Below are 23,794 nucleotides of genomic sequence, written 5' to 3'. Positions count from 1 at the left end.
ATTTTGGCGATTAGAAGTTAACATTGATTGAAAAATTGTACGAAGGAACTGGACGCAGGTTGGTTGTATTACCAACATAATTGGCAAAATCAGGATCAATACCTTCTTTATTGGCTGTCCAGATCAATCCAAGATTACGGACCGAACCCGTTAGGTTGACTTGCTCAATTTTCATTCTCTTTAAGAAATCTTTTGGCAGCGCATAACTCAGGGAAACTTCCCGCAGTCGGATGTAGTCGCCTTTCAGTACATTGATATCCGAATAGGTGTAGCGGTACAAACTATATTGCCCATAAATATCCGCTGTAACAGCAGGGATATTGGTGGTAGCCTCATCGCCGGCCTGACGCCATCGATTAGCAATATCAGCGCTGAGATCAAATTTTGGTGAAGTTAATCCCCTACTGGGGGTCATGTAAGATTCAATACTTGGTTTCACAAATACATTCCCAAATTGGTAGGTCATCAGGGCAAAAAATGACCATTGACCATAACGTAAGTTTGTTTTTAAACTCCCAAAATAAGGCGCGGTTGTTCGCCCCATATATTTAAGATCATCCACTCCTTTCAAGGTTTGCTTCACGGAAACAACCTCACCTTCTTTGTTGTAAATCTGTGTCAATCCACTGGCATCCAGTCCAGCATGTCGAAATGCGAACAATTTGTCACTAGCATATCCTTCCAGATAACCAATCCCCACTGGCGTATAGGAATAGGTAAAATTAGCAATATCAGTTGCTTTAAAACGGTTGTCAGTAATCTCATTGGTATTGTAGGAAAAATTAGCGCCCATATCCCAATTCCAGGCGGCGGTGGTAATCAATCTTGCATTTAAGCCTAGATCAACCCCTTTTCCGCTCATGGTTGCCGTATTTCTTTTTAAGTTTCCATTATTTATTGTTCCTACGTAAGGCGCAGCAATCGGAAAACTGTACAATAGATCGCGACCCTTTTTTACATAATAATCAAAGGTACCGGTCAAACGATTAGTGAACAAACCAAAATCAAGACCAAGGTTTGTGACATACGTTTTCTCCCAACGAAGTTGTGGATTAGCAATGGCAATGATGCTCGCTGTAGGCTGTCCCGTAGGATTGCGCGTGCCATCATCAAGCGATATGTTAGTAAACGGACGTACATCCTGTGTGATATTACCGTTGACGCCATAAGTTGCCCTCAATCCCAGCTGACTTAGCCAAGCCAGGCTGTTCATAAACGATTCTTTTCGCACATTCCACTTTAGACCACTCGACCATAACGGGGTCGCCCGAAAACTTCGGTCAAGTCCAAAATTGTTATAATCATCATAACGAACACTTCCCGACAGGGTATACTTCGTGTCATAAGTATAGGCTGCATTCGAAAAATACGACAAAAAACGTCTCCTTCGGTCGGCCTGTATTGGTGATCCTGAAAGGCTCTCATTAAATCCCTGGATACTGAGATAGGCCGACTGCAGATAACTTACAGCAGTATTGAATCCAGTCTGCATATTATACCCATATAAGGTACTGCTTCCCTGCTCAGTCTCCGTCTGCCGGATCTCAGCACCTGCGATAGCAGAAATATCATGTTTTTGGGCAAGCAAAGCATCGTAGTTCAGCTGTCCACGTACCGTATAATTATTGACTTCGGTATTGCCAATGTTATAAATGCCACCTTTATTGATACCCAGGGTATTTTTCGCTTGGCCGACCGGCGTAAATATATTCAATAAGGAACGGTTCGCATAAGATTCTTCTCCACTGAACATGCGATTACTTCCAAATGATCGCTCATTGGCATACATGACCGTACCTTTTATCCCCTTATAAATTGGTACCGACAAATTAATCACTGCCGAAAAACTATTGTTCTTGAGTACCCGGTCCACTTCCCTTAATTCCTGCAGATAGTCGTAGCGCCAATCTTTGTAAGCTGCTCCCAGTCCACTAACAAATTCAGGTGTCAGCCGGTCGTATGCTATGCCGTTTCCATCGGCATCTGCCAGCAATTGATAAGGCAATAGTGTAGCCGCTCCGGTATCGTAAAACTGCGAAATTCCTATCCCATTCTGTTTTTGATTTAAGAATGTACCCCGCACACTCGTGGATAGCGTTGCAATTTTAAAAAGCTTCCAGTTATTATTGAGGTTTAACGTCAGACGTTTTCCATTTTCACCCCTAGTATATGGATTCTCATTCGCGTATGAGCCCGAATAGAAATAGTTATTATTTTCAGTCCCATTGCTTATGGATAGGTTATATTGCTGGCTACTCATCGGGCGCAACAGATAGCGTTGAATCTGCGCCTTATTGTCTATAGCTTTTAGTGGACCGACTAGCGCATCATAATTAGCTTGGGTAATCTGTCCATTTTTAAGACGGATCGCTGCTGCTGCAACTTCACCCGGATAGTAAGTCGCATAAGAATAAAGACTAGTCGCAATATTATTGCCGTTCAAAATGTTTTTGGCGACCAACTCTTCTTGATAATCGATCATCTGCGCGCTATTCATTGTACGCAAGTAACCTAAATCAGGTTTTCCCGAAAATGCAGTATTCGCAGAAAAACTAATGCGAGGCACACCTGTAACCGAACCTTTTTTGGTTGTGACTACAATAACACCATTAGCTGCCCTAACCCCATAGATCGAAGCTGCAGCTGCATCTTTCAATACCGTAATATTTTCAACATCGTTTGGGTTTAGGGTCGCAAGATCCAGGGTGGAGATCGCTCCGTCGATAACAATCAATGGTAATTTCTCGGTCTCGGTGTCTATTGATCCTATTCCTCTTACGTTAAAATCATAGTCATTCCGACCGATGGTACGCGTGCTGGAGTTAATACTCAATTGGTTATTGTTGTAGGTAAAGCTACGGTCGCCGGTTCCAATGGAAACCTGAAATCCGGGAACCTGTCCTTCCAAGCGCTGAATCAGATTGGCGGAGGGAATTTTTTCCAGTTCTTTGGACGTAATGAGCGAAACTGAACCTGTTGCTCTTTCTTTGGATATCTTTTGATACCCCGTTGAAATCACTGCCTCTTCAAGCACGTTATTTTTTTCCTCCATCGTAAACATGATCTGGCTACGATTTCCAGCCGTTAAGGCCGTACTTTCATAACCGACGGCCGAGACCATAATAATATCCGTGGGTTTGATATCATAAATCAGGAATCGCCCATTCTCGTCGCTTTTCGCACCTTTGCGCGTGTCTTTTACCCATATACTTGCTAGTGGTATCGGTTTACCGCTCGCCGAAACAACCGTGCCGGCGACCCGATCTATCGCCTGTTGATCGCTACCATTTTTTACGGGACTAGCTTCTCCGTCTCCGACAGCGCGACGTACAATGGAATAGGATCTGTCATCCACATAAAGAAATACCAATTGATTAGGATAAAGCACTTTTTTAAGCACTTCTTCCAGCTTATTTCCCTTGAGCAATTCGGGGTCGACAAATTTCCCGTTCAAAAGGTTGTGCTCATAACTCAAATTCGCGTTGAAACGCTGTTCAATCTGTTTTACGGCTTGGTTAAGTGGCAACTTTTGCTGTGCATAGGCTTGTTGTCCAACGGTAAATAGCAGCGAAGTGACCGGAACCATCAACAAGCAACGTAGTGGTTGCCACCTGCTTTCTGTAATTTTCATATTTGTTAGGTTAGATGTTACTATTGTATTAGCTTATTTTTGTTTTTCTTCTTTTGGATCGAGGTAGATGGTATCTTTTTCCATTCGGATATTCGCCTGTAAAATATTCGCGATCGAATAAATGATACTTTCCTGCGAACCTAGCGATATACGACCGTCGATTTTTCGATTCAAAAGTGCGGGATCGTTTATAATAATTTCTTTTCCATACACATAGCGCAATTCATTCGTTAAATCAGCGACTGTTAAGTTTTCGCCTATCAGCGTTTTCTGGGTCCATCCCACCGCCTGCTGGGCTGCTTTTTTGCCTGTGCTCAAATGACGAAAGCCTTCGATACCTGCCTCAACGATATCGCCGGGTGCAAGAATCTTGGTTTCACCAAGATGTTTGCTATTACGCAGTGCAATACGTCCTTCCAATAGTGTTACAGTTATTTTGTTATCCCTATTTTTTAGGTTAAACTTTGTTCCGAGTACCTCCACAGCAACATCGCCGGTATAGGCCGTAAACCGTTCGTCTTCCCGAATAGCTGACGTATCCTTGTTAAGATGCTTGACTTCGAGTAGTACCTCTCCGGTAGTAAATACTTCACGCTTGGACAACCAGTTCCAGGCGCGGCGGTATGCAATGGAAGAATTGGCATTGAGCTGTACTGTACTGCTATCGGGCAATAGCACAGTCTGAAATTCACCGCTTCTGGTTGCGATAACGATCATCGAGCGGTAATACCACGATAAAGTTATAAAAATTGCTACCGCTGCTGCTCCAGTGGCTGCTGCCCACAAACGAACAATCTGACCCCTTCTCTTCTTTCTATTTCCAGCTATACCTCGTTCAATATCCTCAAAAAGTTCATCCGCAAATTCCTGATCCGGCCTAATCCGGGTAATGCCATACAAGGCATGCAGATAAGCAAGCGCGTCATCGTAGGAAGCCGCATTTTTGGGGTTTCCAGCACGCCATGCCTTCCAATTGAAAACATCATCACGTTCCGGCTGTTTGACAAATCGGACAAAATCCAGGTCATCCAAAAAATCTTGTGTACCGTAACTCGTATATTTCTCCATTATTACGCTTTTGTTAAATTCAAGACAAATAACATTTAGATTTTACCCCATGGAATCTATTTTTTTTTAAAAAAAATTTAAAAGTCATCTCTTTCACTTACCAAATTCATAATTTAGTTGCTCAATTAGTGCGCAATGCTGCATATTTAGGTAAAAAGAGAATCTACGACATTGTAGTGATTTTAAATAAGGGATTTAGTATTGTTATTAAATCTTTACTATTTTTGGAGTAACGAATGATTTATTTCATTTAATTGCCTAATTCGAAGATGAACAACACCATAGATCGGTACTGGAATGATTTTATTGTCGGCGACAAACACGCGTTCGAGCAGATCTATCGTGCTTTATTACCGAGCTTATATGAGTATGGTATGCGTCGTGTAAACGATGAGGATTATGTTAGAGACGCCATTCAGGATATATTTATTAAGTTTTGGGAAAATCGGAGTAGGCTACAAAGCATTTCCAATCCGAAACATTACTTGCTTATCGCTTTGAAAAACAGCCTACTGAACACGCAATTGAGAGATGGCAAACTTTCATCATTTGGTGAAAAAGATGATTTCCAACTTACCTACGATGTCGAATCCGCTTATATTGCAACGGAAGAACAACGACAGACAGCATTCAAGCTTATTCAGGCATTAGAACAACTAACACCTAAACAAAAAGAGGTAATTTTTCTTCGGTATTTCGAGGAACTGAGCTACGAAGAAATCAGTGTACTAACCAACATATCTGTTAAGAGTTTGTATAAATTGAATAATCGCGCCATGGAAGCCCTGAAAGGCATTATGGGTATGCCAAAACAACCGCTGCTCATGCTGCTGTGTGCCATCAGATTTATATACTCCTAAAACCAATAACCGTTTTCTATCGGTTATTTCCAAAGCATGTCCTTTCTTACGATCACTGGATGATCAAATTTATAAAATCCACCAACTGTGTAAAATCCTTATTGATCAATATGCTAAAGCTGATCAAAGAAATCGATCAACTCTAGCATCTTTGAATAAGTACAAATAGTGTAATTCTTTCAAAAAAGCACTCTGAAAGGCCTCTAACGAAAAGATCAATATGTCTGAACAGTGAACAAACCCTCTTTCAGTCCTGTACTCTTTGCCTTGATCTGAATTTTTCCCGATTCTTCTCCCGCCTGAACAATCAACGTAAGCTGCCCATTAAACAGGTGCATCTGTGGTTTTTCAAACGACTCCAAGTTCGTTGGATCTCCATTAGCCAAGGCTTTAAACGCACCCGCTCCCCCGACTTCAAATCGAACTAACCCATTGGCATGCGGGCAGAGATTGCCCTGTTTATCTACTGCTTTGACCCGGATATAAGCCAATGAGCGGCCATCAGCAGCAATGGAATCATGCACTGTTTCCATTGTGATCCGGAACGGGCTACCCGCTGTTCGTACAGTCTCCTCAGCGACTGGCTTTCCAGATTTATCGTAAGCAACGACCTTGATTTCTCCGGGTTCATATCGTGTCTCCATCCACATCAGGCGATAACGCTCCTGTAAAGAACGCTTATTTTTACTTCGTCTCCCTTGACTCTTGCCGTTGATAAAGAGTTCTGCACTTGGATAATCCGTATAAACGAAAATAGGTGTCTGCTGTCCCAAACGGTCTGGCCATGTCCAATGTGGAAGAATGTGCAAGGTATGTTCATTTTTATTCCACAAACTTCTGTAGAGGTAATAACGATCTTTGGGAATACTTGCTAGATCAATAATGCCAAACATGGAACTGTGGTTGGGCCATGCATCTGTATCGTATGGAGACGGCTCACCGAGGTAATCAAATCCAGTCCATACGAATTGCCCCATCGTCCAATGATGGTCTTCTGCCAAGGCAAAATCCTCATCCGGTAGGTTGGACCATGAACAATATTCCATATCGTAAGACGAAGACTGATGATCAGGATACAGCATGTCCCCCTTTTTTACTACAGGAAATTTATATATGCCCCTGGAACTTACAGTGGATGCCGTTTCCGAACCCAATACTATATTTTGTGGCAATTTCGAATAAGCCTCTTTATAACGGTGCGTACGATAGTTCAACCCCGGAACATCCAATAAGCTGGCAAAACCATTTTCCAGCACACAACTAACCTGGTCCATACCACAGGTGACCGGTCGAGAGGGGTCTTCCCGATGGCAGATAGCCTGTAAAAACGAAGCCACTTTATATCCGTCGGCACTGCATTGTGTCGGCACCTCATTCCCGATACTCCACATGACCACAGATGGGTTGTTTCTAAAATGATGAATCATATTGACCATATCCCGCTCTGCCCAATCCGCAAAAAAACGATGGTATCCATTTTTACATTTGGCAATGTCCCATTCGTCAAAAGGTTCGATCATCATCATCAATCCCAATTCATCGCATAGCGAAACCAGTTCCGGAGCGGGCATGTTATGAGCGGTGCGCACAGCATCACAGCCCATATCTTTGAGCAATTGTAATTGATAGCGTAAAGCCGACACATTGATTGCCGCGCCCAATGGGCCGAGATCGTGATGATTACATACACCTTGAAATTTTCGAATCTTTCCATTTAACATAAATCCCCGGTCGGCAATAAGACGTACCTCCCGAATTCCGAAACGGGTCTCGAAACTATCCATGAGCTTACCATCAACATAAACTTGCGTAGAAGCTCGGTATAAATTAGGTTGTTCGGGGCTCCATAATGCAGGCTTTTGTACTTCAAAATTTTGTACAAAAGCCTTACCGTAGTTTAATTTTTGCTCATTTTCTTTCTGCGCCACGACACGGCCTTCTGCATTCAATATTGCAGTTACCATGCGCACCAATTTACCATCTGCATGCTCCAAAGTGGTTTCCAACTTTACTGAAGCCAGACTGTCTGAGACAAACGGCGTGGTGATATGGGCTCCCCAAACAGGCATATGAATTTTCTCGGTAACAATCACATGCACATTCCGATAGAGTCCTGCACCTGGATACCAACGTGAAGATTGTGCTTTATTTTCCAATCGGACGGCAACGGTATTGTTTCTGCCATCCCTATGCAGCAATTCGGTCACATCAAAATGAAATGCATTATAACCATACGGCCAGAAGCAAGCTTCCTTTCCATTGACATAGACCCGGGCTTCACTCATTGCACCATCAAATTTAAGCACCACGCGTTTACTACTGGGGTCAAACTGAGGTACATCAAACTTGGTGCGATACCAGCCTATACCAACATACGGTAGGCCTCCGGTTCGGCCCGTCTTTACAGTTGCTTTTTTCTCTCCATTTTGTGTCACTGCAACATCCTGCAAATCGTGTGCACGGTCAAAAGGTCCCGCAATGGCCCAATCGTGCGGTACCGTCACATTTTTCCAATTCTTGTCGTCCAATGTCGTCTGTTCGCCATGGGCAACTTCACCCTGAAAAAAGCGCCAGTTTTTCTCCAACAAGAAAGACTGACGTACCGATTGTCCATGCATTTCTTTCGGCACGAATAAAAACAAAAAGAATAATACGAAAGCGATATGCAATAGTCTCATCATCAAATTATGGGTTTAGGGTCTAAAGTTTAATTCCATTATCATCATTCAGCGCTATAAATATAGTCTATTTAAAAGCATTCAAGGCTTTTGTGGGACGTCCATTGTTATCAAATGCGCCTAACGTATAACCATTCCAACCGCCATAAGCCAAAGGTTCCCAATAAAATATTCCCAACACCTTATGATCTGGCACGGTATTGACCGAGCTGAAAAGATCTTTGAGCCAGATTTCTGCGGTATCGGCGGCATCCCAGCTCATGCCCACTTCGCAGATCATGACCTCTGAATGGTATCGCTCAATCATATCTTTGATGTTACTGACGCAGGCTGTATTCCGTTCCTTCCAATTGTCGGGAGTCGGATAAAGTGACATACCGATCACATCCCACTTCCCACCGTTTTCCTTCAGACCATCGAACATCCAACGGAACAAATTATTATCAAATCCATTGTGAAGATGGATGATCACTTTTGCTGTCGGAAAAATCATTTTTACCGCATCATAGCCTGCATTATTCAATACAGCATAGTTAGCCATGCTCTCCGAGGCTTTACCCTCATTCCACAACATACCATTCCCGGTTTCATTGCCTACCTGCACCCATTCCGGTGTAATGTCGTTGTCTTTCAGTAATTGTAACACCTCTTTTGTATGGTTGCTTACAGCTTTCTTTAAGTCATCAAATGCCAAACTCTTCCATGCCGCAGGCTTTGTCTGCTGTCCAGGATCTGCCCAGGTATCACTATAATGAAAATCCACCATGATCCGCATTCCCAAATGATTTGCGCGACGTGCTTTAACCAACACGTCGTTCTTATTGCACCAACCACGTTCGGGATCTACCCAAACGCGTAGTCGTACAGCATCCATCCCCAATCCACGCAATAATTTTAGTCCATCTACTGCATTTCCTCCAGCATTAAAAAATTGTACACCCGAAGCCTCCATTTCCGTAATCCAGCTGATATCAGCCCCTTTTGCCAAATGTGATGCGGTTGCAGTGGGCTCGAAGCTCTCTTTTTTGCTGCAGCTAGACAGTACCAAACAAAAGCCTATCGCTGCGGCAAATACCTTTCCTATTGTTAATTTTTTCATTCGATTCAATTATTTAAGGAGTCATCCTATTGATGTTTACTCCACATGATACTTAAACTGTTTGGGATCGCTCAGATCGAGGATCAAGGTATGTGTACCCACCTTGTCATAAGCAAATCCACTACCATCTGCTGTATATAGTGCACAGTTGCCATCCCCTTCCGCGGCTCCAAAAAACCAAGTCCAACTGCCATTGATCAACACTTTTATGCCCCACTGTTCAGCTGCTGTTGTCGTGATTATTGCCTTCCAAACTTTCGCCGTTTGGTCATAGGTCATCGGCGTGGCTGTTGCGTTCCAACCGTTAAAGTCGCCCGTCACCGTCATCGATTCCACAGCCGTTTCTTTCCAGGCCAACTTATTAACATCGGCGGTCAGGTACAGATATCCGCCTTTGCTTGTCCAGCAGTTCCAGCGATCTGCCCCGCTATATAAAATATATTGGCTACCATCCAATGGATAAGAACCATAGATGAGAGATGCACTGGCACTTTCTGCATTGGCTAAATAGAAGTTGTACCATTGGTCGAGACGTACAAAACCATCGTAGAAACCATCTTCTTTTCTCGAACAAAGTTTCCACGGGAATTGGGTCATTTCTTTGTTCGAAAGATAAAGGTAAGCTGCCTCATCCATTGGTTGGTAAGGCGTGATAGTCAAGGCAATCACGTTACTGTACAGCCATGCTGTATTGGCACCCAGTCGCGAAGCAACTCGGATATAAAACACCTTTTTTTCATCAGGCACAAATCCCATCCCCGTGACGAGATTATTCAGTTGTTCATGCGTATAGCTGATCGAGCTTGCCACCTGCTCGATACTTTTGGCAATAACCGAAAAAGAGGGGTCTGCCGTTATTTCTATCTTATTTTTTAAGGCCGACTGCGCCATCGGTTCTTCGCTGGTCAAGATCGCCTCGTCCCAAACAAGCTGCAGTGCCACAGCTTTGCGATCGGTAGATTTTAAAACCAATTCCGATGTACTGCTGTGCAACACTGCAGGTTTTATTCCCCCGACAGCTGGTGTCCCGCCCTCCTTTTTACAAGCAGCGAAAAGCAATACTAAAATATAAAGTGTCAATTGTTTCATAAGTCATCATTATCTTTAAAACCCGTATGGAAATATTCATTGATGCGCTTCAGCTCCACTGCTGGGCCGCATAACTATACCATCGATTTACCAATACATTACTACCCTAATAACCTGCATTTTGAATTAAATTCGGATTAGCGCTCATATCTGTTGTTGGAATCGGATACAGATTGAACTTTGTATCCACAGAACGCCCATTCATATCCCCTCCTTTCCATTGCCAGAGGTAAGCACTTCCGGTAAACTTTCCAAATCGAATGAGATCTGTGCGGCGCGTACATTCCCAAAACAGTTCACGTCCGCGCTCCGCAAGGATAAAATCAAGCGTGAGCTGCGCCTGCTCGATAGTGCCAGCGGAACTTCCATATCCCCTTTGTCTGATCGCGTTGACGAGAGTAAGGGCTTCCTGTACACTACCGCCGCCACCGCGAAGTACGGCTTCGGCATACATCAGATAAACATCGGCCAGGCGGATCATCGGAAAATCCGTACTGACCAAACCTTCATCTGTCGTATAGGTGCCATCATCCTTCAAATTTGTAAACTTTACCAATCCGTAACCCTGGCTTGATGCAGCTGGATCTTCTACGTCCAAAGACTGCCCATTTTTCCAAAAATCACCTCTTTTATCTTCCGCTTCAAAAATGCCTACAAATTCGCGAAGTGTACGAAAACTATTCCAGCCAGAAAGCACCCCATAGTCTGACGATTTCATGCTCCCCACAATAGGGCCATTAACCAGATAAGTTGTCGAACCCCAGGTAGTGGTATGTGCCACATCGGCTTCTATCGGGAAGATAATTTCATTGGTTCGCTTATCGTTATCGGCATTAAACACCTGCTTATAATTCGCATTTAAGATGTATCCGGCATCAATTACCTTTTTTGCATAGTTCAGACAGTCTGCGTTCCGTGCTGTACCCGTATACACCTGAGCATTCAGATAATTCTTTGCCAATAAAGACCATGCGGCAGCACGACTCACCCGTCCGTATTCATTCTTACGCGCTTCTGGCAAGATTGCTGCGACCTCCAAAAGCTCCTTTTCAATAAATTTGAAAAGATCACCCCTCGCCATCCGCGGCGGAAAAAATGCAGCTACAGGATCGCTCTCAGTCACAAACGGAACATTTCCATACAAGTCCATCGCATGACTATAGGCCAGGGCACGCAGAAAACGAGCTTCAGCCGCAAATGTTAGAATCTGCGTCTGTTCGGTCGAATTAAATGTTGCCAGTTTTGCTGTGGTGGCATTTCGCAGAAATTCGTTGCAGATAGCCACCGTATAATAAATCCGGTAATACATGGCATTGACCCATGTATCGGACGCTCCCCAGGTCATATACTGAATATCGGTCATGTTATCACCTCCCGCCCAGGTGTAGATCACCTCATCTGTAGGTACTTCCTGCAGATTAAAATACACCCGAAGGTAGCCCCAAGAGGCTGTGCTGCCCGCCATGTCCGGATCAGCATCACCACGTCCATTGCCTGCAACAGCAAATGAGGCATAAAGTTTAGCAAGGACCGAACGGTACCCCTCTACCGAAGTATAGACCGATTCCGATGTCGTTTCCACAGTTGGATATTGGTTTAAGTCCTTGGTGCAGGAGTGTAGTAACAAAATTATACTAAACACTCCAAAACAAAATCTTTTTATATTTTTCATCGTTATATAAGTTTCTTTTTTGAGGTAGCCATTAAAAATCCATATTGACGCTCAAGGAGAATGTTCTCGAGCGCGGGTAAAACGAACTGTCAAATCCGCTCGGAACCTCGGGGTCCATACCACTATATTTGCTCACAATAAAAACATTCTGTGCTACCGCACCCACGCGTAAATTGGAAATTTTGCCCACTTTGCCGAAAGTATAGTTCACGGAAAGATTTTCCATTCGAAGGAAGGAAGCATTTTCAACATAGTAATCTGAATAATACTGTCTAGTCTGAAATCCCGTATGCAAGTAATCCCGATGAAGGTTATTGATCGACGGATCTACATATTGAACGGTCTCCCATGCACTGAGGTTCATTTTTGTATTATTAAAGACATAGTTCCCCAAATTTGCGCGTAAAGTAGTGGCTGCAGTCCATTTTTTGTACGTTAGCTGTGTATTGAAACCGAACAGCCATTTTGCGGCCGGGGATTGATAGCGATACAGGTCTTTTTCATTGATCGCACCATCACCATTCAGATCAGCGTACACGCCTTCCAACGGTTTTCCTGCCTCGTTGTACAATTGCTTGTACACATAAAACATGTAAGGTTGATATCCCGTTGTTAGGATCTGTATGCCACGGCCACTGACATTAGGACCGACGTACGTTCCAACCGCATTGGCATCCTGTACCAAGGCTATATTGGTTACTTTTGTGTGTTGATTGGTTGCATTGATATTCACTTCCCAGCGCAAATTATCTTTCTGAATAGGGACAGTATTCAATTGAAATTCGAAACCACTGCTTTCAACATTTCCGACATTAATGGTTGCGTTCTGGTCAAAGTTTGTTCCTGCCGCCACAGGCACATTGGCCAGTAGATCATGTGTTTTTCTTGTATAATATTCAATTACACCAGATACCCTATTCTTCCAAAGTCCAAAATCCAGACCGTAGTTAAATGCTTTAGTTGTCTCCCAGCGTAAATCCCTGTTGTAGACCGATGGCCGATACACCAGATGATACTGATCGCCAAACCGATATTGGGCATAGGCGGTTCCCAAATTATAAACCGGCAAATACTCATAATTGCCGATACCTTCCTGCTGTCCTGTTATACCATAACTTGCACGGAGCTTCAAATCGTCCAAAAACGATATGCCTTTCATGAAAGATTCCTGTGAAAGGCGCCATGCCAAGGCGACAGAGGGAAACGTTCCCCAGCGATTTTCTGGACTGAATCGTGATGTACCGTCCTTCCGGACCGTTGCTGTCAGTAAATAACGGCTATCGTAATTGTAGTTGATCCGACCATACCAAGAGATCAGCGTATGGCGCTCGTCTGATGCGATAGCGGTAGAACGTATATCGCCTGCTTCATTATAGTACACGATCGGTGGGCGCCCTGCACTCCAATATTGATAATCGTGGCCAGCAGTAATGTCGACTGTACTTTTTAAGTCTTCAAAGAACTTGTTATAATTTAGATAACCCGTGAATAATTTATTTTTAAGGGTCTGTTCATAACGGTCAAAAGCCCCCCCAATCGTAAAATTATTGGCTGCACTTGCGGGAATTAAATTTGACCCATTCCCTTTAGCATAGTCATATCCGAGCGTTACGTGAGCTTTTAATTCGGGTAGCATGTGAAACTTATAATCAAGATCAAGATTACCTACAGCTCGATTGACTGTACTAAGGTGCTTCTCCTGACGAAGCAGGCCCAGTGGATTGAGATTTGCACCTGTTGCTGGAAGACCGGCATTATCGAGACTCTCGTAATACCCCCCGTAGGCATCTACCCCCGAATAAATTGGCTGCGTTGGATTAAAAGCCACAGCAGACCATATTGCTTCAGTATTGGCAAAACTGTTGTTATTTCGGGCTCCTTTAACATTCAGATTTACCGCGAGGTGTTTGTCAAAAAATGTCGGATTTAGCACAAATGCTCCCGTCATACGCTCCGTCTTGTCGGTGCGCAAAGTTCCCTGTTGATTGTAATAGCCCGCAGAAGCTCGAAAAGGCACCGCCTTACCGATCTTTCCCTGCAAACTTAAATTATTGTCCGTTCCTATGGCATCCTGAAAAACCTCAGCAAGCCAATCTGTCGAGGCATTACCCAATAGCGCTTTTTGCGCAGAAGTTCCTTTGCTATTGATCAGGTTGGCAAATTCATCGCGCGACATCATATCAGCCACACCCATCGCCTGTTGCATGGATACAATGGAGGAAAAAGAAAGCCGTAATGTATCCCCTTTTCCTTTCTTTGTCGTTATCAACAATACCCCATTTGATGCACGAGATCCATAAATCGCTGTGGAGGATGCATCTTTGAGTACTGTCATGCTTTCAATATCATTGGGATTGATCAGACTAAGAAAATTTCCACTGTTGCCGCTGATGCCGCCAGTTTCCAAAGGTACCCCGTCCAATACGATCAGTGGATCGTTGCTGGCACTCAATGAAGCTCCGCCACGAATACGTATGGTACTGCCCGAGGAAGGCGAGCCACTGTTGGACATCACTTGGACGCCAGCCGTTTTTCCATTGATCAGCTGTTCGGGAGAACCAACCAACCCCGTATTAAAATCTTTGCTACCTACCGTGCTGACGGCACCCGTTAGATCCTTTTTTGTACTAATGCCATAACCTACGATGACCAGCTCTTCCAAAACATTTCCCGCCGATACCAACTTAATGTCTAAAGATGTTCCGGATACCGTCAAGGTTTGACTGGTATACCCCACTATCGAGAATGACAGTTGCGATTTGCCTCTCGGCAATGAAATACGATAAGTACCATCGTTGGCCGTAGAAGTCCCCACAGTGGTACCAGTCACCAACACCGTAACACCGGCCATCGGTTGCCCCTGTTCATTGCGGACTACCCCGCGGACATCCTGTTGTTGCATCAACCTGATCCATTTACTCTCCCCTTTCGTTGCCGCATAGAGCTGCGTTTCCCCAAGGCAGGACAGCAATGACAAGCTCAATAAACTTGTTTTAAATGCAAAACCTTTCATTTTTTTAGATTTATGTGTTTATAATTGTTTCTTTCCTTTAATGCAATTCCTCCACTATACTCACCTCAGCGCTCGATTCGGCCAATGGGAAAATTGCTATTTTTCCACTATTCCAGCCATACCGCGGCTACAGACAGCACGACGTCCGACATATTTTCGCCCGAGATAATGAGCTTTTCGATAGCTCTTTTATCCAATTGATCGGAAACTACCGGTTTAAAAAACCGTTCAAGAAAAACGGGATAAGGGGCAGGCAGCAAAGCCGTCGGTACCAGCTGTAAATCTGCTAAATCGATGCAGACCAACCGTTCAGTAGCTGAAACAGCATCGATTTTTTTGACGTAGGTGTACCCTTTGTTTGTAACAAAACCTGCTTTTAGCGTCGGATTGCCACCAGTATGTTTTAAGAGTATACAAAGTGTTTTAACATGATCGAGCCCTCCTGGCCGACCAAGAATTTTTGTTCTGATATCTTTAAGCCAGAAATACTGCGCGCTCGAATCCTTCGCGTGAAAACTATACGTCCACAAAGGCAGCTTCCCTAAATCTTTCTGTTGCCATTCTGCAGTCATATAAGCAGTTTCTGGAATGGCGAAAGTTTCAAAAGTAGCGACCTTGGACAATGATTCAAACAGCGAAATTGGCCCATGTTGTTCATATAACCCAACCGTCCAATAGCTATTGACGCGATAGTCCCAGTCAAGCGGAGCTCCAGCCTGATTGTCTGGATAAGTAAACTGCTTACCTCCAACAAACACCGTGGCCGTATATTTTAGCGCGTTGCCATTTAGCAAAGCTGCTGGAATATCCGCCTCATACCTATAACTATCTTTCGGGATCAGCTTGATGTAAGGATTATGCTCGTTCCAAAATGAGATCTGATCCGTCTGTAAAATAATCGAATCGGGTTGCTGTTCAAAGATGTAGCGGAACTCCAATTTGGCGCTACGCCCTTTTTCGATTGCCTCGGGCTGCTGGTGTATTAGCAGAGCTTGTTTCAGTGGCGAAGCTGCTGGCGCATAAAATTCACCCAGGCGTCCATTTTTCCAGGATGAAGAGTCTGTCCATCTATTTTTTAGCTGCACATGCTTTCGCTTCAGCAGGTAAACGCCTGGTTCAACGCTGAAGCTGGTTGTAGGCACTATACGATCTTCCACCACACCAGTTTTGTGCGACAGCTGCTGTACGGTGAACATCTCGCCAAGGTCAGGAATTTGAATATCGATCGCCTGAGACCGGTACAAGATATGTACCACCTCGCGGCTTGGCGACGGCTTGGCAAAAGGATCGGCAATTTTTTCTGCATCTGGCATTACCTCCAAACGCCATAAGCCTTCTTCCAAACGATCCAAAAAATAGGCGCCAGATCCGCCATACTCCACTACAGGCGATGAACCATGGCCGGCAATATGCATCAATTGCTCTGGCTTCACGGGTTTGACCGCTGTATTATTCGTATAAAAATATTTATCCGGTGCATTCATCATGGCGAGATCCTGATCATAGCACACCTCAAAATCGCCAAACGAAGTATTCTGCGGGTATGGATTAAATTTTTTATTCCTGGGGATTGTATAGGCCACCTCGGCAGCAATTAACGTACTCAATGCTTTTGCCGGTGTGTAGGCTAAATTGAGATAATGGGTCTGATATTCTGTATTGTAGGCTGCAATATCCATCGGATCGTAAGCAAATTGCGTGATCCATTGAAATCCAGCGGAACGAAATGTACGGCTCATCGCGGGATGCAGGTAGCTGTAGAGATTGTCTGCAGGATCATACTCGTATACTGCCTTTGCTTTATTGGTAAACCCTTTCAAGTTTGCAAAGGGGATGCGGTATTGATCAATGTATGGCAGAAAATTTCCCAGACGTTCTCTCCCTGCAACCAGTCCCACAGGATACCATTGATAGGTGGTTCCTTGGATATCAGCATTGAAATAAGCCTGCACATGATCCATATTATGGCTGACATTATAGAAAATCGGCTTTTTATGACCACTTTTTTTTATGGCCTTAACCATCCGTGCAATATAGTTCGAAGTCGTTTGAACTGAACCTGTATGGCACGGCTCGTTATTAATTTCAAATCCAATAACGTAAGGATCTTCCTGATAAGCGTAGCCCGTATAAGGATTGACATGGCGAAGCAACTGGCTGATATACTTTTCCTGTGCTGCGATTGCCTGTGGATTGGCATGGATTTGACACTTATCATAATGGTAGGTAAAGGCATCCGTATTTTGATTTTTTTCGGGATAACCATTTCCAAAGTTCGTCATGCCGGTAATTAAAATCCGGATGCCACGCTCCTGCAATTTGAAAAAGAGGTAGTCCAATAGATCGAGGTGTTCATTGCTTATCAGGTTTCCATTTCTGTCCGAGATTTCCACATCCCAGATATGGATTCGATAAGCATTATACCCCAAACGGGAAAAGTGGTAGACGTCCCGATCAATAGCCTGCTTACGGTCGATCCCTCTAGCCTGAAGTGCCCGAAAAGCATGGGCAAAAGGAACGGTATAGTTGACCCCATAAAATGAGGCCTCAGCCCTGGTGTCGGACCAGCGCATCACGCCTTCGCGATCAACAAAGACCGTAGGAACATTTTTATTGGCCCTAACCTGTGCATAGGTATTGGCGTACCCCAAAAGAGCAAGGCAGCATAAAATAATTACACGCATGGATTGTATCGATTTATAATTTTTTGGTTATTACGCTTACAAACCTATCAAATCGCATTATTTTTTAAGGCCACATATCGGACAAAGAACAACACAAATTGGACATCTCCACATCTCTAACCTAAGAGACAATACTGATCAACAGTACTTTACGAATAAGACTCCATATAAACCTTTGGCGACATACCAAATTCCGACTGAAAGCACTTTGAGAAATAGGACGAATTGGAGAATCCGACCATATACATCACTTCGGCTACAGTAAACTTCTTTTGCTGTAGCAACAGGGCGGCTTTTTTAATGCGGATACTGCGAATATATTCCACAGGAGTATATCCCGTGAGCTGCTTCATTTTTCGGTAGAGTTGTCTTGCCGCTACATCAGTGAGCTCGCTGAGCCGCTGCACGGAGAATTCCGAATCATCCATATTTTCTTCAATCAACTGCGTTACTTTGGTCAGGAATTTTTCATCCGGTGAATGTACTGCAACTGGTTCTGCTGGTTGACTGATTTGATCGATACGCACTTGAGCGACAATCTTATTTTTCCTTTCCAGAAGCTGCTGTAGCTGAATTTGCAGCAAATCCAGATCGAAAGGCTTCGCCATATAAGCATCTATGCCCACAGCTACCCACTCGCGTTTGATGATCTCATCGCTTTGCGCAGTTAACAAAATGACGGGGATTGTCGCTGTCAATGTATTTTGGCGCAGTTTTTTGACCATTTCTATGCCTCCCATATTAGGCATCATGGCATCGGTAATAATACCATCCGGCACAAAGCTATGCCCATCAATCAACCGTAATGCCTCGCTTCCGTCACCAACGATACTGCAATCATAATTTGTCTGCAGGGTATTTCTTAAAAAATCAGCAAGCTCGGCATTATCTTCGACGATTAATATTTTGTTTCTGGTTGTGGTGTCGCTATCAGCGGCGGGATTCTTGCTGTTTATACGATCCTGCTTCCAGTTAAGTGTTGCAGTTGTGCCCTTTTGGTCGCTCGTTAGCGCAACGTCCCAGCCTAATTGTTCACAATAACTTTTGACTAAGTAAAGGCCTACTCCCGTTCCCTGTACTTCATTGACCTCCTTTAAAGAAGAGCGATAAAATTTACTGAATATATACGGAAAATCTTCAGAAGTGATGCCAATTCCGGTATCTCGAACGATCAGCTTTATGTCGTCACCATTTACTTCCAGCCGCAGGTTCACGCTACCCTCAGGTCGATTATACTTACATGCGTTGGCGATGAGGTTGTTGACAATCGATCCTAATTTGGCAACATCCGTCTGTATAAAAACGCTCTCTACAGTTGTGGAGAATTCAATATGGATATTCTTGTATTCAGGCACTTGCTGCCATTCAGCTATGAGCTGTGTACAATAATCGACCAGATCAATTTGAGAATTCAGCAATCCCTGTAAAGGCATTTGCTGCTGCTCCACCTGATCAAAAGTCATCAATTCCTGAATAAGCTGACTAATTTTTAAGGCATTTCGATGTACGCCATCTAACTGTTTCTTTTTATCGCTATTCTTGGTCTGCCGCATCATTTGGCTCACGGGAGCCAAGATCAGACTTAAGGGTGTTTTCAGCTCATGCGATACAGCAGTTAGAAAATCCATTTTCATCTTAGTGAGCTCCTGAACTTTACGGCGCTCGCGTCTCTCCCATTTCAGCGTACTGCGTACCCTGAAAAAGTTGATTATCCAGAAGATCAAGAAACCAGCAATGAGTATATAAAGACTTTTGGCCCAATAGGTCGCATACCAAGGGTAACGTATTGTAATCGGATAGGTATAGATTTCAGAAACTACATGCCCAGCAATATCCACCCTTGCCAACTGAAGATCGTAGCTTCCAGAATTTAAGTTTGACAGTAACACCTTATTATCCCCGCGTTCCATTGGAATCCAAGTTTCATTTTTACCTTTAAACGAATAGGCAAGGCGATAGCCGAGATGATTTCCATAATCCAGGTCGGAAAACTCCAGCCGCAGGTTGTTCTGATCATGCGCTAACGTGATTTCGTTTCGGTAGCGCAAACCATAATCATAACTACCAAATCTTTTATTATTGACATACATTGCGGTGAGTACAATCTTTTTCGAGCGTTCTACGTCCACTTCCTCCTTTTGTGCAGGCAACAAAACTATTTCATCAACGCCACCCAAGATGACCTCCCCTCGCTCCGTATCGTAGTACATCGAAGATACACGCTGTCCATACCGCAATAATTCGGCTTTTAAACTTTGCTTATTAATCTGCCAGGCGCCAGCACTCGTTGCTACCCAGATATAGGCATTGACTTCAGCCATAGCGGTCACTTCACCCTTACCAACAGGATCAAAACGAATCAACGTGTTTTTTCCATCCGCGGCAATTCTTCGCAACTCGCCATGTTCTCCGACCCACACCGTATGCTGTTTATCCCGCAGCATAAAGGTGGCGCGATCTAATGGGTGGCCCGCACTATCCTTAAGATCCCTGATCCTCCCGGTAGCCATATCAATGCTGCTGATTCCTTTGTTATAGAAAAGTGCCAAGATTTTTCCCCTTCCATTGTCGACAATCTGATTGGCAAAATCTTCTAAGAGGCCATCCTCTTTGCTGAAATTTCGGTTTGCCACCACCGAACCCGTAGCTTCCAAGAGTCTATTTCTGTTGACCACAAATATACCGCCCATATAGGAGGCTATCCACAGATTACCTTGTCCATCTTCCAGCATATTATAGGACCATTTCGCATTCCGTTTGCCGGTTGCATCGATAATCGTCAGGTTTTTAAACTGCTTGGTCCGCGCGTCGAACACATCAACTCCACCATCGGAAGCAATCCAGACCAATCCCGCATGATCTTGATAGATATCGCGGATACGGTTGTGGGTCAGCCGATAGGTTCCAGCATCCATCCGATACCAATTGCTTTCAGCATTTCTATCGCCCAATCCATGTACCCGAATCAAACCATTGTCGCCCCCCAGCCAATACCAACCGTTACGGTCCTTCGCAATTTTATAAAAACGGTTACCGTCGTTACTTGCTGTCAATTGATATATTGGCAGTGTTTTTTCTACCTTGCGATTAGACCACAATGAAAAACCAAAATCCGTACCTAACCAAATATTTCCCGCTCGGTCTTTAAATATACTCCATATGATATTGTTGGCTAGCGAGTTTCTATTACGGGAATCATGTTTGATCCGCTTCACGATCTGCTCCTTCAGCTGATAAGTAAAAAGACCGTCGTCGGTCCCGACCAATAAAGTGTTGGAATCTTTCGAGGCCATCGCCTTGATCGGATGGTTCTGTAATACAGGAGTTTTACGAAGCACATGTTTTTTAGCATCATACAAGTATAGCCCGTATTCCGTCCCAATAAACGTTTTGCTTAACTCCGGAACAGAAAATATGGAATTTACAAATTGGTTGCTTCCATTTTTATAATCGGGCAGTGTTAAGGCAACAATTTTTTTATGGACTGCATCTAACTCAAAAAGTCCATTATACGTGCCTATCAAGATGCTATCGTCTATCTTATCAAGTGCGTAAACGGCAAATCTGGCTTTATTCGCGGGAAATGATTTGGTATAGTCGACAAGTTTATGCGTCTTGATATCATAGCAGTACAAACCACCAATGGAACCGATCCACAATGTATTGCCCACGACCAAAAGTGATCTGACATCAGAAGGGCCTCCTGAAGGGAAAGGATCGAAACGGTCTAACTGGTAATTATAGAGTAGCACGCCTTGTCCCGTACCCAACGCAAAATGCTTATCATCAACCATTTCAATACAGTATACAAAGGTCTGAAAAGGATCTTTAGTCCCCGTAAGTGGCTGCAGCGCATAGCCATCATAATTAAATAGGCCATTGTTACTTCCCAGCCATAACATTCCCAAACTATCTTGCGCAAATGAATGTACGGTATTTGCGTTCGTACCCAAAGAAATATTTCGGAAAGACGGATAATCCAGCGATTGTCCAACAACCGAAGTACTGATTAAGGAACAAAAAAATAAACAATAGAAATAAAAAGATTGCATTACTTAAAAGCGCTATGCTACAAACTTAGTTAATTCTTATGGAATCCATCATATGCCTACAACTTAACACCAACTTATCCCTAACAGCAATTTTTATTCAATTTTTAGACAGTAATTCGTCATTGCTTATTCAGTGCACACTGAGTAATTACTGAACAAGCACTGAACGAGCAGTGTAAAATAGGTCAATTTGGTTACCAGTTGATTCTCATTTGCTGCTGTTAAGAAATAAGAGATAAAAAAAGTTAGGAATCATTTAAACAAAAAAAAGGCTAGGTCAACCACGAACCTAGCCTCTACAAAAAACAATCCTTTAACCTGCGTTTATTTAACTAATTAATACATTTCCGATCAAATAACAGTGTCCACGGCAAATCGTTTAAATTATTTTTATTTTTTTTATTGTGTCACATCAAACACTATAAAACACGCAACCTTCAACGTTAAGCTCATACGTGTTCAGCCAGCTACATCGCTCATACCAATCGTGCATTACAGCTAACAAATTACAACAGCTAAACCTATACATAATTTTTTTTTCAAACGAAGCCAATGAAGTGTTGTTCTTTTTAAAAAAGTATATATGGCACATTTAGAAGTAAAACCTAAAAATGGAGCACCTTGGTGGCTATGGCTCCTGCTATCACTCCTTGCATTGGGATTGGTTCTCTATTTTGTAAACCGCTACAACAGCGGCGCACAATTAAACGAGGCTACTCCAGACACCAGTGTAAACACCACAGCGCCACTAAGAGATACTCTTTAGACCCTCGTGAAATAATTGAATAACTCAAAAACTAAAAACATGGCAATAGAAGACAAAAATTATAATCATTTGATTGAACTCGGCGGAAGCGATTATGAAATAGTCGATGGAGAACCTGATATCCGCGGATGGAAAGTGAAAAATGAGGCTGGTCAATTGATCGGACAGGTGACAGATCTGCTGTTTGATCCGCAGAGCCAACAGGTTCGCTATCTTATCATCGACCTGAATGATGCTGAATTTGTTGTGGAGGAAGATAAAAAAATACTTGTACCCATCGGTCTTGCCTCGCTTTATGACGGCACGAAGATTCAGGCGAGTAATGATACCGCTTACCCAACTCCCCCCGTTGAGCCGATTAATCATAGCGTGATCTTTACTGTCGACGAGATTCCGACAGAAGAGCCCGCAACCGATTATCTATACAATCCTGCTGATGATGGAGAGGTGGTGGTTCTATCCATTACTGAAGATCAGGTCATTCGACTGCCTGCTTACCAGGAGCACCATGTCGATCCGAAAACGGAATTATCTATCCGGCACATCTTTGAAGGCACCGGAAATGTTGGATTTGTCGTAAGTGACAATAGTTATGATCCATCCACATTTTATACGCATTACCACTTTAGCGAAGATACTTTTTATAGCGAAGGAAAACAGATGGATACACTTCCTTCTGATCAAGCTCAACGGACTAGAAGAGTGGCTGCTCGATACGAACATGGGACAGCGTATGAACCTGGTACACGCAACAACAACGAACGATAAACAAACGCTATTACATATACTCATTTACATATACTCATTCCGGCTTCGATACGCTATTAGCAAAGCCGGAATGAGTGTATAGATAAAACACTCCCTTTGATGTGAAATGAGGCGCAGCGTTTAAATACGCCTTGACAGTGTATTTTATAACCTAAACCACCACATCAACTACCTAAATTCCCTAACAAATCGCCAAAATTGCACCATAATTGCATGCTGTTACAAGACATCAATATAAATCGGTTATGAAAACAAATTATAAAATTGTCAGCGAAAAAAACAGGAAAACGATCAGTAGATATTACGAAAAATATAGCTGGTATAAGTTGGACCGCGAGGAACTGGCGCAAGAATTACTTATCCGGGGAGGCTTTTTAATCATCCTGACGTATATGCTGTGGTAAAAAAATGACA

Annotated in this window: 13 protein-coding genes; 4 read left to right on the top strand and 9 right to left on the bottom strand. The window is 43.4% G+C overall.

Translation table 11 applies throughout. The features are described from left to right. Positions 1-10 precede the first annotated feature (10 nt). Both B2107_RS06875 and B2107_RS06870 read right to left on the bottom strand, forming a co-directional pair. Positions 11-3,631 carry a SusC/RagA family TonB-linked outer membrane protein gene (locus B2107_RS06875; RefSeq protein WP_293954357.1) on the bottom strand — a complete coding sequence of 1,207 codons (3,621 nt, stop codon included), beginning with the start codon at positions 3,629-3,631 and terminating at the stop codon, positions 11-13. Between the two features lie 33 nt (positions 3,632-3,664). Further along, positions 3,665-4,699 (bottom strand): FecR family protein, encoded by a 1,035-nt coding sequence (locus tag B2107_RS06870; RefSeq protein WP_293954354.1) that lies wholly within the window; start codon positions 4,697-4,699, stop codon positions 3,665-3,667. 269 nt (positions 4,700-4,968) lie between these two features. Here B2107_RS06870 and B2107_RS06865 point away from each other — a divergent pair, with 269 nt between their 5' ends. Next, a complete protein-coding gene (locus tag B2107_RS06865; protein WP_293954351.1) occupies positions 4,969-5,559 on the top strand; it encodes an RNA polymerase sigma factor in 591 nt (196 codons plus the stop codon). Positions 5,560-5,774: 215 nt separating this feature from the next. Here B2107_RS06865 and B2107_RS06860 read toward each other — a convergent pair whose 3' ends face one another. The 7 genes from B2107_RS06860 to B2107_RS06830 all read right to left on the bottom strand — a co-directional run bounded on the left by B2107_RS06860 (position 5,775) and on the right by B2107_RS06830 (position 21,846). Further along, entirely contained in the window at positions 5,775-8,240 is a 2,466-nt protein-coding gene (locus B2107_RS06860; protein ID WP_293954348.1) for a glycoside hydrolase family 2 TIM barrel-domain containing protein, read from the bottom strand. A 64-nt stretch (positions 8,241-8,304) separates the two neighbouring features. Next, complete coding sequence (locus B2107_RS06855) at positions 8,305-9,336, bottom strand: glycoside hydrolase family 53 protein (RefSeq protein WP_293954345.1); 1,032 nt, start codon at positions 9,334-9,336, stop codon at positions 8,305-8,307. Between the two features lie 36 nt (positions 9,337-9,372). Further along, the gene (locus B2107_RS06850; RefSeq protein ID WP_293954341.1) at positions 9,373-10,425 is read right to left on the bottom strand and encodes a DUF5111 domain-containing protein; all 1,053 of its coding nucleotides are present in this window, start codon (positions 10,423-10,425) and stop codon (positions 9,373-9,375) included. Positions 10,426-10,531: 106 nt separating this feature from the next. After that, positions 10,532-12,007, bottom strand: coding sequence for a RagB/SusD family nutrient uptake outer membrane protein (locus B2107_RS06845; protein WP_293954339.1), 1,476 nt, complete (start codon positions 12,005-12,007; stop codon positions 10,532-10,534). A 121-nt stretch (positions 12,008-12,128) separates the two neighbouring features. Then, positions 12,129-15,110, bottom strand: a complete 2,982-nt coding sequence (locus tag B2107_RS06840) for a SusC/RagA family TonB-linked outer membrane protein (RefSeq protein ID WP_293954338.1) — start codon at positions 15,108-15,110, stop codon at positions 12,129-12,131. Between the two features lie 107 nt (positions 15,111-15,217). After that, positions 15,218-17,794: a hypothetical protein gene (locus tag B2107_RS06835; protein ID WP_293954336.1), complete on the bottom strand. Its 2,577-nt coding sequence runs from the start codon at positions 17,792-17,794 to the stop codon at positions 15,218-15,220. A gap of 149 nt (positions 17,795-17,943) precedes the next feature. Further along, a complete protein-coding gene (locus B2107_RS06830) occupies positions 17,944-21,846 on the bottom strand; it encodes an ATP-binding protein (protein WP_293954333.1) in 3,903 nt (1,300 codons plus the stop codon). 583 nt (positions 21,847-22,429) lie between these two features. On the opposite strand from B2107_RS06830, the gene B2107_RS06825 reads away from it, so the two are divergent. From B2107_RS06825 to B2107_RS06815, 3 genes are all read left to right on the top strand, one after another. After that, complete coding sequence (locus B2107_RS06825) at positions 22,430-22,612, top strand: hypothetical protein (protein WP_028071410.1); 183 nt, start codon at positions 22,430-22,432, stop codon at positions 22,610-22,612. A 39-nt stretch (positions 22,613-22,651) separates the two neighbouring features. Next, positions 22,652-23,380 carry a PRC-barrel domain-containing protein gene (locus B2107_RS06820; RefSeq protein ID WP_286589780.1) on the top strand — a complete coding sequence of 243 codons (729 nt, stop codon included), beginning with the start codon at positions 22,652-22,654 and terminating at the stop codon, positions 23,378-23,380. Positions 23,381-23,625: 245 nt separating this feature from the next. Then, a complete protein-coding gene (locus B2107_RS06815; RefSeq protein ID WP_293954328.1) occupies positions 23,626-23,784 on the top strand; it encodes a hypothetical protein in 159 nt (52 codons plus the stop codon). The last annotated feature ends 10 nt before the right edge of the window (positions 23,785-23,794 follow it).

It is taken from the genome of Sphingobacterium sp. UBA7855 (assembly GCA_002500745.1).
Taxonomy (GTDB): Bacteria; Bacteroidota; Bacteroidia; order Sphingobacteriales; family Sphingobacteriaceae; genus Sphingobacterium.
Note: the sequence above shows the minus strand (reverse complement) of the source record. Positions and strands in the feature narration are given on the sequence as shown.